The sequence below is a fragment of the Actinomadura macra NBRC 14102 genome, from assembly GCF_001552215.1.
GTDB lineage: Bacteria > Actinomycetota > Actinomycetes > Streptosporangiales > Streptosporangiaceae > Spirillospora > Spirillospora macra.
Map to the genome: position 1 here is coordinate 688,713 of NZ_BCQT01000004.1, position 14,080 is coordinate 702,792.

General features: G+C 69.1%; 6 protein-coding genes. 1 reads left to right on the top strand and 5 read right to left on the bottom strand.

Features of this window, described 5'->3' with window-relative positions; translation table 11 throughout:
- Positions 1–552: 552 nt before the first annotated feature.
- Both AMA02S_RS07870 and drmD read right to left on the bottom strand, forming a co-directional pair.
- Complete coding sequence (locus tag AMA02S_RS07870; protein ID WP_067453789.1) at positions 553–4,794, bottom strand: Eco57I restriction-modification methylase domain-containing protein; 4,242 nt, start codon at positions 4,792–4,794, stop codon at positions 553–555.
- A complete protein-coding gene (gene drmD / locus AMA02S_RS07875; protein ID WP_084264810.1) occupies positions 4,794–8,006 on the bottom strand; it encodes a DISARM system SNF2-like helicase DrmD in 3,213 nt (1,070 codons plus the stop codon). Before drmD ends, AMA02S_RS07870 begins: the two co-directional genes overlap by 1 nt.
- A gap of 132 nt (positions 8,007–8,138) precedes the next feature.
- On the opposite strand from drmD, the gene AMA02S_RS07880 reads away from it, so the two are divergent.
- On the top strand, positions 8,139–10,247 hold the full coding sequence (locus AMA02S_RS07880; protein ID WP_067453791.1) for a UvrD-helicase domain-containing protein: 2,109 nt from the start codon (positions 8,139–8,141) through the stop codon (positions 10,245–10,247).
- A gap of 336 nt (positions 10,248–10,583) precedes the next feature.
- Here the strand turns inward: AMA02S_RS07880 and AMA02S_RS07885 are convergent, their stop codons facing one another.
- From AMA02S_RS07885 to AMA02S_RS07895, 3 genes are all read right to left on the bottom strand, one after another.
- The gene (locus tag AMA02S_RS07885; protein WP_245667392.1) at positions 10,584–11,555 is read right to left on the bottom strand and encodes a DNA-3-methyladenine glycosylase family protein; all 972 of its coding nucleotides are present in this window, start codon (positions 11,553–11,555) and stop codon (positions 10,584–10,586) included.
- Positions 11,548–12,615, bottom strand: coding sequence for a mannose-1-phosphate guanylyltransferase (gene manB, locus AMA02S_RS07890; protein ID WP_067453793.1), 1,068 nt, complete (start codon positions 12,613–12,615; stop codon positions 11,548–11,550). The genes AMA02S_RS07885 and manB overlap by 8 nt, the downstream gene beginning before the upstream one ends.
- Before the next feature lie 210 nt (positions 12,616–12,825).
- Positions 12,826–13,953, bottom strand: coding sequence for a glycosyltransferase family 4 protein (locus tag AMA02S_RS07895; RefSeq protein ID WP_067454076.1), 1,128 nt, complete (start codon positions 13,951–13,953; stop codon positions 12,826–12,828).
- Between the last annotated feature and the right edge of the window lie 127 nt (positions 13,954–14,080).

Genomic DNA, 14,080 nt, shown 5'->3' on the forward strand with positions numbered 1-14,080 from the left:
GCCGGCGTAGATTCCACTATCTTCAGCGACACGGCAGCGGAACTGCGCGAAGCACTCCTGCGAGAACGTGACCGCGCAGCGGCTACGTTCAGCCGTATGCCATGACAGGTTGCGCACGACACCGACGCCGCCGGTGGCCGAAACGGCGGAACCACGCCGGGGCCAAGCCCCTGCCCAGGCGCGAGTCTTCCGACCGTTTTCTTCCGCTGACCCCGTCGGTAGCGAAGGCCAGCCTGAACGACCTGGCTGCTGTACTCGAAGGCAGAGGGTGGACGACGCTCCCGCTGTTCGACCATTCGCAGCCGCTTCTCCGGGTCATCGATGCCCGGGTGCCCCACATCGGCGAAAGCGTCACACTTGTTCCTGCACCGAAGGTACCGTCGGCCGAGCAGGTGCCGTGGTTCCAGTCCTCAACGGGAGTCTTGTTCGCTCCGTGCACTTCTCCGGTGAAAGCGGCGGATGCGATCCACTTCCTGCTCGCCCCCTGGGTCGCCATCGCCCTGCGGGAACGCCGCGATGACCGCGGCCACCGCCGGTGAATACCGCGCGCTCTCAGAAGAGCGCGTCAGGCGGCGCGAACAGCCCATCGTCGATCGAGTGCTGCGAGCTGCCGGCAGGCGTCGACGCGGGCTTACGCTTCGCGGCGCGCTTCCTCGGGGTATGAAGCCCCTTTTGCTGCTCCTGCTCATACCGGTAGTGGTTCAGCGCCAAGAGCTTGTCCAGCACGTCAAGCTGAGCCTGCGGACTGATCGTGAACCGCACACCCTGCCGGGTCTCATGGAATCCATGCCCAAGATCGACCTCGCGCCACGAAGGCAGCGGCGCCGACGCAGTCCGCTCCTCGAACTCTCGGATAGCAGGCTCCCGCTCCTCGTCCAGCGCATAAGCCTCCCGAACCGCCTCATCCACCTCTACATGAGTGTCCCGCATTCGGACAATATCGACACCTGATTCCGAAGGAGAATTTACCTGATTATAGAGATGAGTCAATCCTCCGCCTCGATTGACGCCAACTATTTCCTTTCGCTGCACGTCTAGCACAGAACCAACGAGAGACATCGCCTCTGTTGCTTTGGCCTGAGGGAAGGTCTCAAATCCATCTGAGGGTGTGTATCTAGCATCGACTCTCATCGTCGACTGGCCTTTATTTGTCCACCAAATGAAATGTAGGGCACTAGACAACAGTGACAATTTATCGGGTCGGTCGCTTGCAATTATCACAACCTGCTCACTCATTACTTGGGTGGTCGATATAGCAATCGGAAGACCCGTTTTACTAACCCGAGCAATTGCAATTACATGATCTAGTGAATCAATGGCGGCTAGCATTCCTGGACGCTTCTCAGCGTACTGCCACCAGTAGTCTCGATAGATCTTTCTGTTGTTCCCCAGTCGTATCTTCTTGACTCGCTCCTCCGCTATTGCAAAAACCGAACCATATGACTTCGCTTTTTCTTCGCTCCAGTCATGAAAATTAATAACCCAGCGACTTGCAGAAGAGTCCCAGCGTTGATTTAGGTCCTCGCCAGTTAGGTACGGGAAGAGAACGTCCTTGTTCCGAGGATCTTCGGCGATGAGTGCTTGGGCTTCCTCCGGGGTGAGGATGAAGCCCTTGCCGAGCACGTATGAGCCGATGAACGCCTGGTCCTTGTTGGCGGCGAGGCGGTAGGGCTTGCCGGTGACCCTGGAGATGGGGTCGAGGGAGGTGGTGATGGCCGGGACCTTGTTGCCGTCCAGCACGCGGGTCTCGTCCTTGGAGGCGTGGCCCTCCCAGACGAGGGAGACCTCCAGGGAAGCCGTTCCGGGCCAGGGCTGGGATTTGACGGCGCGGTAGATGTCCCAGTTCCAGTCGGCGGCCTGGTCGAGGCCGACTTCTCTGGTGTCTCCCTGAGCGATGGTGTTCGTAGCGATGATGCCCGTCCTGCCCTGTGGCGCCAGGCCCAGGTTGCGCAGCAGGAAGTAGGAGCACAGATCGGCGCTGCCGCGCTGGTCGCGCGCGATCCAGCGGACCAGGTACTCGCGGACGTCCTCTCCGATGCTCCCGGTCAGTTTCTGGCCGCCGATGAACGGCGGGTTGCCGACGACGGCGTCGAAACCGCCACGTCCGATGACCTCGGGGAATTCAAGTGGCCAGTGCAGCGGACGGATCGGTTCCTTGCGCGGTCCCTGAAGCATCGGAGTGATGAGGTCGCGGACCTTCCCGGCGGCGCTCTCGGCCCTCTCCTGGACGTCCACCAGTCCTGCATCCTCCGCCGATCCGTGGAGCATCGCGTCGAGACGCGTGCTGTATTCGGCGGGGTCGAGTTCTTCCCCTTCGAGGAAGCGAAGGGTGGCGGCGACACCGGCGAGCGCCTCCTCCACGTCCTCGGCGAGGCGGAAGAGACGAGCCTTGTAGTGGTCCTCTTCGCCTCCGTCCGCTTCCTCCCAGAAGGGTTTGCGGTTCTGCTTCTTGTCGAGTGCCGCTGTGAGGGCGGCGGCCACTACGGCGTCGGCGGCGAAGCGCAGGTCGTCCACCAGCCGGTCGGCGAGGGCCAGCTTCGTCGCCAGTTGCTCGCCGTGGACGGCGTCGCGGACCGGCTCGGCCTCGATCTCCTGACGCAGGCGCTCGACCTGTTTCACGATGACGGCGGTTGTGTCGGCGAGGGTGTTGGTGAGCCGGGAGTTGACGCGGTAGCCCTCCTGCGGGTCCAGGTGGAAGGCGTGGAGCTGCTCGATCGAGGTCAGGCCAACCAGGGAGTCGCCTGCGCGCAGGGCGTGGTCCAGGAACGAGAAGGGCTTGTCCTTGGCGAGCGTCACCAGCCACATCGACAGTTTGGCCAGTTCCACGGCCATCTCGTCACGGTCCACGCCGTAGATGCAGCGGGCCGCGACGCGGCGGCGGGCTTCCAGGACGAGGTCCTCGCGGTCGTGGCCGGGCCCGACCGCTGTCTGGACGTCGTCGGGGAGGCCGTCGCGGTCCCAGGCGTCCATGACCCGGTCCGCCAGGTACCGGCACGCCGACACCAGGAACGCGCCGGAGCCCATCGCGGGGTCGAGCACCTTCAGGTCGAGGAGTTCGTCCGCGGACTTGGCATGCCAGGCGGCCGGCTCGGCGCCCTGCGCGGGGCCGGGTGAGAAGCAGAGCGGCGCGAGGGCGTGTTCGACCACCTCGTCCGCGAGTTCGCGCGGCGTGTAGTGGGTGCCGGTCGAGCGGCGGTCGCCGACCCGGCTGATGATCAGCGAGTCGGTCGGGTAGACGGTGGGACGGCCGCGCAGGTCCTTCTCGTACAGGCCCCAGAAACGCGCCGCACGGGATGCGAGGTCAGGGTCGTTGTCGCAGGCCGCGTCGAGCCTGCCGATGGCGTCCTTCGCCGGTTTCGCGGCGAGGGCCTTCTTGAGCTGTGACGCAGTCGCGCCGCTCTTCTGTGCCAGCCAGTCCGTGAAGTCGTCGCCGTCGGCGGCGGCCTCCAGTTCCGACAGCGCGAGCTTCACCTCCTGCTTGCCGATGAGCCGGACGTACGGCTCGCCGGTGACGGTGCAGGAGAACTCCAGCAGGCCCTCGTAGACGTGCCCGATCTGCTCGACGCCGAGGCCCTTGTAGGACAGGCGCTCCCCGCGCTTCTTCAGGAACAGCAGCGCTTCCAGGATGGCGTGGACGACGAGGTCCGAGACGGGGAGGTGCTCAAGCCAGGGGAAGCGTTCCGGGTCGAACAGCCGTCCACCGTACGGGGGGATGCGCATGGCGTCGTGCTGGGAGCCGCCATGCACGGCGCGGAACGTGGCGATGAGCCGGGGCCACGCGGCAGCCCGCCGGTCGCCGACGCCCTGCCCCTGCCGAGCCTCATCCTCCAGCTGGTTGAAGAGTCTGCTGACCGAGTACGACAGGTCGTACAGCCGGGTGCCGACGGGCATCAGCCGCGCCTCCTCGGCGTACAGGAGGAAGACCAGCCGCATCATCACGACCAGGGCGCTGCGGTAGGCGTCGCGGGGATCCACCTCCCCCAGCATCCGGCCGCCCACGGCCCTGTCGAGCTGCCCCATCTCGGCGACCAGCAGTTCGACGGCGTCCCGCACCTGGGCGCCGAGAGTGTTGGTGATCTCCGCCTGGGCCTCGGCGCTGCGTGCGAAAAGGGCCGCGAGGCTCGTGGAGTGGGCGCCGTCCGGTGCCGTCGCCGGGGGGAGGACGCGCTGTGCCGACAGGAGCGTCGCGAACGCGCGGAGAAGGTCCGTCTCCTCCAGCCACAGGTCGGCGTCGAACGCCGCGATCGTGGTGGCCTCGTTCGGACGCGCGTGCACGAGGGTCCACGATCGGCCGTTGGTCAGCAGTGCCAGCGGCATGCCCCGGCGGCGGCACAGCTCGGCCGCGTGCTCCGCGGGTGTGCCGCCGCCCGGCCCCGCCTTGTCCAAGGGCTCGCCCCATGGACGCCGGTACAGGTGCAGGCGCTCGGCCCGGCCGCCCTTGCCGTCGGGGCCGTACAGCACGCCGTCCGGCCGCGGACGGGGATCGCCCGGTGCGGCGCGGAGCGCGCCCGGCACGGCCGCGCCCTCGGCGATGACGCCGCCGGTCATCCGCAGCACTTCGCGCAGGATGAAGCCGCACCAGGCCGCGTTCAGGACGTCCGGCGCGTCCTGAACCTCTCTCCATGCGCGCCGTAGACGGTCCATCACCGGAGCGGGGACGGTGTCCAGGCCCTGCCCGAACACCGCGGTGAGGACGGGGACGGCGATGAACGGCCCCTCGGTCGGCAGCAGCCGAACCCAGGTGGCGTGCTGCTGGGCGATGGACGGGGCCTTCGTCCTTGCGCGCGGCGGCATTACTGGTTGCTCCCGTGGGCGATCGAGGCGGGTACGAGGAAGGTCACGGCGGCGGGGAACCACCGGGCCTTGGGGTCGGCGTAGCGGCGGCGGAGCGCCTCGGTCTCGTCCTGGAGTTGCGCCGGGATCGCCGCCAGCCGGTTGCGCAGCGCCTCCCGGTCGGCGCGCAGCTGGCGCTGTTCCACCTCGAACAGGCTGGGCTGCTCCCAGTGCCCGTCGTCGTCGAGCGCGGTGCGGATCGACTGCTCCAGCTCGGCCAGGATCGTCTCCATCGCGGTCACCTCCTGGGCGCAGCGGCCGTCGAGGTCCGCGCCGAGCCGCCCCTTGCGCTGGTTGGCGCGGGTCTCCAGGATGCGGGCCAGACGCGGGTCCAGCTCGTCGTCCCAGAGCGCGGTGAGCCGGTCGAGGACGTGTGCGGGTGGCTGCTCGTGCGACGCCGCGGCCAGCCACGCCTCCAGGTCCTCGGCCCTGACCCGGACGAGTTTGCCGCCCTCCAGCACACCGCCCGCGACGATGATCTCCTCGTGCAGGCGGGTGCCCTCGGCCCCGGTCACCACCACCCGCATGTGCGCGGCGATGGCGGGCGCGCGCAGGAGATCGCCGGGGACCACCCGCGCCGTCACACGGTTCAGCCTCGTGCGCCGGGCGACGTCATGGGCGCTCGACCACAGTTCCGCGCGCAGCAGGCGCAGGCACATCTGGACGAGGCGGTGGCCGAGGTGCAGCAGGACCACGTCGGTGCGGTTACCGACGGCGTCGCCGTCGAAGGTCACCACGCGCTCGGCGCCGGTGAGTGGGTGGTGCAGCCCGTCATTGCGGGCATCCGCCCACGACCCGGACAGCGCCGGCAGCCGGAAGCAGGCCGCCGGGAACTCCGGTGGGGCGGGCGCCGTGATCAGGTCCTTGTTGTGTTCCAGGCGCAGGGCGGTGCGCACGACCCGTTCGACGGTCCCGGGGGACAGGTTCAGTTCGGTGCGGCTTCCGCTGAGGGTCTCGGCGAGCCGCTGGAGGTCCTGGGCGAGGTCGTGTTTGACCTTCAGCGCCGCCCGGCTCCCGCGCTTGGCGATCTCGCCGTCGGCGGTCTGCCAGTCCGTTCGCCTGCCGAGCATCTTCTGCTCGACCTGGACGGCGATCACGTCGCCGGCGCTGCCGAGGTCCTCGCGGATCTGCTCGACCTTCCTCGCCGCCACGAAGAGGAAATGCAGCTCGTCCTCCAGTGAGCCGTCTTCACGCGGCTGCGCGCCCTCCCATCCCTGCGGGACGAAATGGAACACCTCGACGCGGTCGGCCGTCTGACCGTGCCGGTCGATGCGGCCATTGCGCTGCTCCAGCCGGTTCGGGTTCCACGGGATCTCCCAGTGCAGGAGCCGATGGCAGTGGTTCTGGAGGTTGATGCCCTCGCTGGCGGCGTCGGTGGCCAGGAGGACGCGGATCTCGCCGCCCTTGATGTGGGGGTCCTCCTGGAAGACGTTCTTGACGTGCTCACGTTCCTTGACGTCCTGGCCGCCGTAGAGCTGGCCGATCCTCGCCGCCGGGTACCCGGCCGAGATCAGCCGGTCCCGCAGCCAGCGCTGGGTGTCGAGGTACTCGGTGAACACGATCACGCGCTGGTCGGTCCAGGTGCCGTCCGGACGGCGCACGATCGGATCCAGCCAGTCGAGAAAGGCCGAGAACTTGCTGTCCCGCCGGTCCGCTGCCAGGCCCGCCCACGCCTGGAGTTCCCGGAGCAGCCGCTTGTCGTCGGCGCTGAGCGGCGCCATGACACGTCGAGCGGCGCCGAGTGCTTCGGCCTCGGTCTCGGTGTAGGCGTCGTCCTGCTCGGCGGTCTCCTCCAAACGTTCGATCAGAGGACGCAGGACGCGTTCGCCCGCGTGTGCGCTCGCCTTTTCGAGCCCGTCCGCTTCGCCCGTCGCACGCTCCCTGTCGAGCATCGTGCGCAGATGCGTGCTCACCGTCTCGTGGAACGCCTTCGGTGAGGAGAACAGGCGCTTCTTCAGCAGCATCGTCACGAAGTCCGCGGCGGTCCGATCGCCGTCGGAGGAGCCGGCCTTCCGGCGGTTCGCCGCATAGGTGGCGAGTTTGGCGTGCGCCTCTCGCTCCTCCTCGGAGTAGACGGTCTCCAGGTAGGACGTCACGCGCTCGGGGAACTCCGGTGACCCGTCCCACCGGCGGGGCAGCTCGCGCTTGAGCCGCCGGACCATGATCTGGGCGAGTTGCTCCTCACGCGGCGGGACGTTGCGCGCGAAACGCTGGTCGTCGAGGAGCTCCAGCAGCGCCGTCCACGACTCCGGGTATCCGTTGTGCGGGGTCGCGGACAGGAAAAGACGATGCTCACAGTGCGGTGCGAGCTCGCGGATGGCCTCGGTCCGCTTGGAATCCATCGCGTAGCGGCCTCGGGTGGTCGGCGCGCACGTGTGGACCTCGTCCACGACCAGCATGTCGAACCGGCGAGGGTACTTCGGGGCGTCGGGCAGGATCTCGCGCAGCAGGCGTCTCGGGCGGTCGCGCTTCAGCCAGTCGATGCTGACGATGATCCGCGGATAGTGGTCCCAAGGATTCACATACAGACCCCGCGACCTGCGCAGTTCCTTGAGCAGCGCGGAGTCGAGGACGACGAAGTCCAGGCCGAACTTGTCCCGCATCTCGCCCTGCCACTGGAGGGTCAGGCCGGCGGGGCAGACGATGAGCATCGTCCGGGCCCGGTGGCGCAGCATGAGCTCCTGCATCACCAGACCCGCCTCGACCGTCTTGCCGAGGCCGACGTCATCGGCGATCAGCAGGTTGGTGCGGGGCATGGACAGGGCCCGCACGACCGGGTCGAGCTGGTAGTCCTTGATCTGCACGCCCGAGCGGAACGGCGCCTGGAGGACCGTCCGGTCGGCCGAGGCGATGGCGCCCCACCGGACCGCGTCGAGGAAGGCGTCCAGTTCACGCGGGTCATCGATGCCCTTGCCCGGATGGGGCAGGGCATGCTGGTCGTGGGCGACAGCGCCGGGCTCCAACTCCCAGACGACCTCCAGCCGCTCGTCGCGGGCGTCGTCCTCGATGCTGATCAGCTCGACCAGGTGCGGTGTGCGGCCGGTCAGCACATTGTCGGTGGCGCCGCTGACCGTCCCGGGCATGATGTTGGCGGCGACCCACACGCGGTTGCGCACCGTGACGAGCTGTCCATGGGCAGGCACATCGCTGTCGAGGGCCACCGTCTCCGTCATACCTGCCCCCACCTCACGTGAACGCGCTCCGTCATACCCCCGGTGGACATCGTGCCTTACCAATCACGAGAATTCACCGGGAACCGCCCGCATCATCGCACCCTCTAAGCCGACACATGGAGGCGACCAAGCGTGCCGAGACTAGCGATCGCAAAGAGCTTTCTGACAGGCTACGCAAACCTGGAGAAATCGGTACGCAAGTCGGTCGATGAGGCGATTGCCAGATTCGAGCACCATACCTTCGCGGGCCTGCACCTGGAGAAGCTGCACGGAGCCCTTGACCCGCACGTGCGCACGATCCGCATCGACGGAGGCCGGCGTGGCATCGTACTCAAACCCGACACCGGCGACGTCTACTGCCTCCTCGCGGTCATGGAGCACGACGCCGCGATCAAGTACGCCAAGAGCCGGAAGTTCAGCGTCAACCAGAGGCTGGGCGTACTGGAGGTCCGCGACGCCACCGCGCTGGAGCAGGTCAAGCCCGCCCTCGACGCCCTCGCGCAGACGCGGACGGAGAAGCTGTTCGCGGAGTACGGCGACGGCGATCTGATCAACCTCGGTCTGGACGCGGAGGTGCTCCCGATCGTCCGGCTCCTGACAAGCGAGGACCATCTGGTGGCGCTGGAGAGCATGCTTCCGCAGCCCCAGTACCTCGCCCTCGTGGCCCTCGCGAGCGGCATGAGCCCGGAGGAGGCGTGGGAGGAGATCTGCCGGTTGCTGCCGGACGCCCTGCCGCCAGCGGAGGTGGACACCGACGACCTGGTCACCGCGATGGAACGGACACCGGGAGAGGTGGTGTTCGTCTCCGGCCCCGACGAGTTGGCCCAGATGCTCGCCCACCCCTTCGCACTATGGCGCGTCTTCCTGCATCCGGCCCAACGACGTCTGGCTCGGCGCCCTTCCTTCAACGGCGCCGTCCAGGTCACCGGTGGAGCGGGGACGGGCAAGACGGTCACCGCCCTGCACCGGGCCCTCCACCTCGCGGAGAAGGGCGGTTCCGTGCTGATGACCACCTACACAACGACCCTCGCGGAAAGCCTCGACCGCCAACTCGACCTGCTCATCGACGACGCCGGGGTTCGCGACCGGATCACAGTGATCAATATCGACAAGCTCTCCTACCGGACCGTCAAGAACACGAGCGGCCACAACCCGAAAATCGCGGGAAGAGCGGAAATCCAAGCCCTCTGGGAGATCGCTATCGAACAGACCGGCGCACCGTTCTCGGCGGCTTTCCTGCATCGCGAATGGGAACAGGTGATCCTGGCCCAGGACCTCGCCGGCCGGGATGCCTACCTCCGCTCCGAGCGGCGGGGGCGAGGGCGGCGGATCAGTCCCGGCCAGAAGGAAAGGACCTGGGCGGCGATCTCCCGGTTCCTGGAGTTGCTGTCCGACTCGGGCGCGCACACCTACACACAGATCGCCTCCGAGGCCGCGCGGATCCTGGCCGCCGAGCCCGTTCCCCGCTATCAGCACGTCATCGTGGACGAGGCTCAGGATCTGCACCCCGCGCAATGGCGCATCCTGCGCGCCGCCGTCGCCGTCGGACCAGACGACATGTTCATCGTCGGTGACCCGCATCAGCGCATCTACGACCACCGCGTGTCGCTGAAGAGCCTCGGCATCACCGTCACCGGGCGCAGCCACAAACTGCGGCAGAGCTACCGCACGACCGCCGAGATCCTGAACTGGGCCGTCCGGCTGCTCGGCGTGGAACCGGTCGCCGGGCTGGACGACGCGCGGGACGACCTGACCGGCTACCGGTCGTCGTTGCACGGCAGGCGACCGGTCGTCAGGGGCCTCCCTGACCGGAGGGCCGAACTGGACGCGTTGGAGGAGCAGGTCAGAGCGTGGCTCGATGCCGGTGTCGAGCCTCATGCCATCGGGATCGCGACCCGGTTCACCAGCGGTCTCACCAGAATCGAGAAGGCGCTTTCGGCCGCCGGAATCGACACTGCCTCCCTGGCGGCGACCGGGTCGGCGCAGGATTGCGTGCGAGTCGGCACCATGCATCGTATGAAGGGCCTGGAGTTCCGCTGCGTCGCGGTGACCGGTGTCGACGCCGGGGCCGTCCCGGCTTCGGCCGCACTCACCTCCCAGGACGAGGACCCGACCGCGCACGCCCACGACCTCCAGCGAGAACGTTGCCTGCTGTTCGTCGCTTGCACCCGGGCACGCGACGCCCTGTACGTCTCCTACGCCGGTCGACCGAGCGCGTTTCTCCCAGATCACCACAACTGAGCTCGCTTGCCAGCAGCCTGCCCAGATCCAACATAGTGAAGAGATTCTTACACAATCCATCCAGAAACAGTCGCTGGACCTGAACGGTGGACGGAGTCAGACTAGGGGTGCGACGGGAAAGAGGCGGAGACCCCGCCCCACCCCGATCGCCCCGCGCGGGAACGTCACGGCCCCTCGGGCCCACTGCGATCCCAAAGGAACGAACCATGTTGGTCATGCTCGCGTTCGTCATCGCCCTCGCCGTCCTCGGCCCCCTCTTCGGTTCCGACAGCCGCGACGGCCTGGACTGGACCTCCGACAACTTCTGGCTACGCCGCCTATCTCGGACGGGACGGGTCAGAAAGAGCGATAGTCCCGCACCGGCATGCGCGGGCCGCGCCTCGGCGGACGCATGCCGGACGATCCCAGCAGCAGGGTGACCCGGTGACGGTGCCCCGCGTACGGCTCCAGCAGTTCGAGCATCCCGGCGTCGTCCACCTTCCGTCCGACCAGCGCCCAGCCCACGATCCCGGGCAGGTGGTAGTCGCCCACGGAGACGGCGTCGGGATCCCCGGCCGCGCGCTGCCGGACCTCGGCGGCCGTCCAGATCCCGACACCCGGCAGGGAGCGCAACCGCCGCTCCGCCGGGTCGTCCTCCAGTTGGCGGGCGACCCGCGCCGCGCCGATGATCGTCCGGGCTCGGACGGCCTCCAGGCCCGACCGGTGCCACTCCCACGACGGGATCCGGATCCACACCGCGGGCGGCGGCGGCACGCGCATCCGCAGCACGGCGGGCGCGCCGGGGGCGGGCGCGCCGAAGCGGCGCAGCAGATACCCCCAGGCCCGCCACGCCTCCTCGGCCAGGACCTTCTGCTCCATCACCGCGGGGACGAGCGCCTCGAAGACACGGCCCGTCCGGCCGATCCGCAGGTTCGGGCGCCGCTTCAGCTGTTCCCGGACGATGTCGTGCCGCGCCTCGAACGCCTCCGGCGCGTCGCCCTCCCCGAGCAGGGCGGGAACCCCGTCCAAGAGCCATCCGGCGCCCGGCCCCCAGGCCGTGCAGTCGATGACGTCCCCGACCCTCTGTAGCCGAACGGTTCCGGCGCCGTCCGGAGTGTGGGATGTTCTCCAGATCGCACCATCCCGGTCGGTCCGGAACGCCGGATCGTGGGGGCCTCGCCGATGCGGCGCGAGGACCGCGTACAGGTCGACCGGCCACGGCGGGCGCCATGTGCGCCGTCTCCCGGAGCCGTGCCCGGGGAGCCGCCCAGCGGTCGGCTCCCCGGCCACCCGGACGGACGCCGCGCCCGTGTCCTGGCGGTCAGGCATCGCTCGAGAACCGCACGGCCGTGGGCGGCAGTTCGATGCCGGGCCAGATGCGCAGGCCGCCGCGCAGCTCGTTGCCCGGCCCGACCACCGCGCCGTCACCGAGGATGACCTCGTCCAGGACGGCGCCCGGCCCGACCCGCGCGCCCCGGCTCAGCACCGACCCGCGGACGGTGGCGCCCTCGGCGACGAACGCCTCGTCCAGGAGCACGCTGCCGAGGACCGTCGCGCCCGCCTCGACCACCGCGCCGCGCCCTACCGTGGTGCCGCCGCGCACGACCGCGCCGGGCGACACGCTCGCGCCGGTGAGGGTGAGCCGCTCACCCGGGTCGCCGGGCATCGCGGGCGAGGCCAGCCGTCCGAGCACCAGGTCGCACGAGCCGCGGACGAACGCCTCGGGCGTGCCCACGTCCAGCCAGTACGCCGACTCGACATGTCCCATCACGACCGCGCCGGACGCGATCAGCGACGGGAACGTCTCCCGCTCCACCGAGACGACCTCGTCCTCGGTGATGGTGTCGATCGCCGAGCGCCGGAAGACGTAACAGCCCGCGTTGATCTGGTTCGTCACCGGGTGCGAGGTCTTCTCCAGAAACGCGGTGACGCGCCCGTCCGCGTCGGTGGGCACGCAACCGAACCGCGACGGGTCCTCGACCTCGGTGAGGTGCAGCGTCACCGCGGCGCCGGCCTGCTCATGCAGCTTGACCTGAGCCGGGACGTCATGGCCGGACAGGATGTCGCCGTTGAGGATCAGCACCGGGTCGTCGGGGCCGCAGGTCAGCGCGCGCGCCGCGTTGCGGATCGCGCCACCGGTGCCGAGCGGCTCGTCCTCGCTGACGTAGGCCAACTCCACACCGTGTGCGCGCGCGCCGAAGGCCGCTTCGAACATCTCCGCGCGATAGGACGTGGCGAACACGATCCGCTCCACACCCGCCGCGTGTGCCCGCGCAAGCTGGTGCGCGAGAAAAGCGACGCCCGCCGTGGGCAGCAGCGGCTTCGGCGTGGAGATCGTCAGCGGACGCAGGCGAGTGCCCTGTCCCCCCACCAGCAGGATCGCTTCCACAGGGTTCCTTTCGCGCGCCAGGACATAGGTCCAGCAAGCCTAGAGGCCCCACCCCACGACCTCAGCCGTCACGCGAGTGCGCTACCTGACCGGCGAGGCGATGCCGAAGGCGAGCCTCGCCGGGAAGATCGCGAAGCGATGTCGCGCTCGCCCAAGCACGGTCAAGGGCGAGCTGCCAGGCGAGTCCTTGGGCCGGGATTGCAACAAGAACTACTTCGACACAGCTCGTTGGTAGGAGGCGATGTGGGCTCGCGCGGAGGCGGTCCAGCTGAAGTCCTGGGAGCGCGTGTAGGCGGCCTCGGAGAGTTCCGCACGGCGGGCGGGGTCGCCGATGAGGGCGGTCAGGGCACGTCCGATCCCGTCGGGGTCGGGTTCGGTGTAGGCGACGGCGTCGCCGCCGACCTCCGGCAGAGGGCCGCGGCGTGTGGTCAGGACGGGCGCGCCGCACGCCATCGCCTCAAGGACCGGCAGCCCGAACCCCTCGCCGCGGCTCGGCAGCGCCACCACGAGGGCGCCGCCGAAGAACCCCGGGAGGGACGCCCATGACAGGTAGCCGGGGCGCAGTACGCGGAGTTGGAGCGGGACGGTCGCGAGCGCGGCGTCCACCTCGTCGTCCCAGCCTCCGCCGCCCGCCAGGACGAGCGCCGGGGGCTCGGCCAGTTCGGCGCAGGCGCGCACCCAGCCGCGGATCAGGTTCGGGACGTTCTTGCGCGGCTCCAGCGCACCGAGGTAGGCCACGTACGGGCGGCCGTGCAGGCCGAGCCGGTCGGACACCTGCTTGGTCTCCAGCTCGGCGGGACGGTGGAACGCCTCGTGATCGACACCGTGGTAGGCGACGTCGATGTGGGACGGTTCGGCGCCGAGCAGCCGGACCAGTTCGTCGCGCGTCGCCCGGGACGGCGCGATCAGCCGCGTCGCCCGCCGTGCGGCGGTGCGGGTGGCCGACTTGACGTAGGTCGTGCGGACCGGGTCGTGCACCTCCGGCTCGGCGAACATCGTCACATCGTGGATCGTGACGACGGTCGGCAGGCTGGCGCTCACCGGCATCGTGTAGGTCGGCAGATGGATGACGTCGGCGGCGACCGCCTCGGCGACGTACGGCAGGCCCGACTGTTCCCAGGCCAGCCGTGATGCGCGGTGCGCGAGGGCCGCCGGGCCGGCGACGATCCGCGCGCCGGGCGCGAGTTCCCCGTACCTTTCCTCGTCGGCGCGCTGGCAGGCGACCGCGAGGTCGGCGCCCTCCGCGTGCAGGGCGGCCAGCAGGCCGTCCACGTACCGCCCGAGCCCGCCTCTGTCGGCGGGCACGGCGGTGGCGTCCAGCAGGATCCGAGGCGCCACGGTCCACTCCCCCATCCCGGCCCCCTCTCAAAGATCAGGGGCCGCAGTGGCGTAGATCACTCTTTACCCCCGAGCCTACGCCCGTCGGGGCTTGATGCGTGCGATCTCGGCCGCTCCAACCGGCCCT

Bases quoted from the DNA above. Each gene is read 5' to 3' on its own strand.
- AMA02S_RS07870 (WP_067453789.1), bottom strand. From the start codon at position 4,794: ATGCCGCCGCGCGCAAGGACGAAGGCCCCGTCCATCGCCCAGCAGCAC.
- drmD (WP_084264810.1), bottom strand. From the start codon at position 8,006: ATGACGGAGACGGTGGCCCTCGACAGCGATGTGCCTGCCCATGGACAG.
- AMA02S_RS07885 (WP_245667392.1), bottom strand. From the start codon at position 11,555: ATGCCTGACCGCCAGGACACGGGCGCGGCGTCCGTCCGGGTGGCCGGG.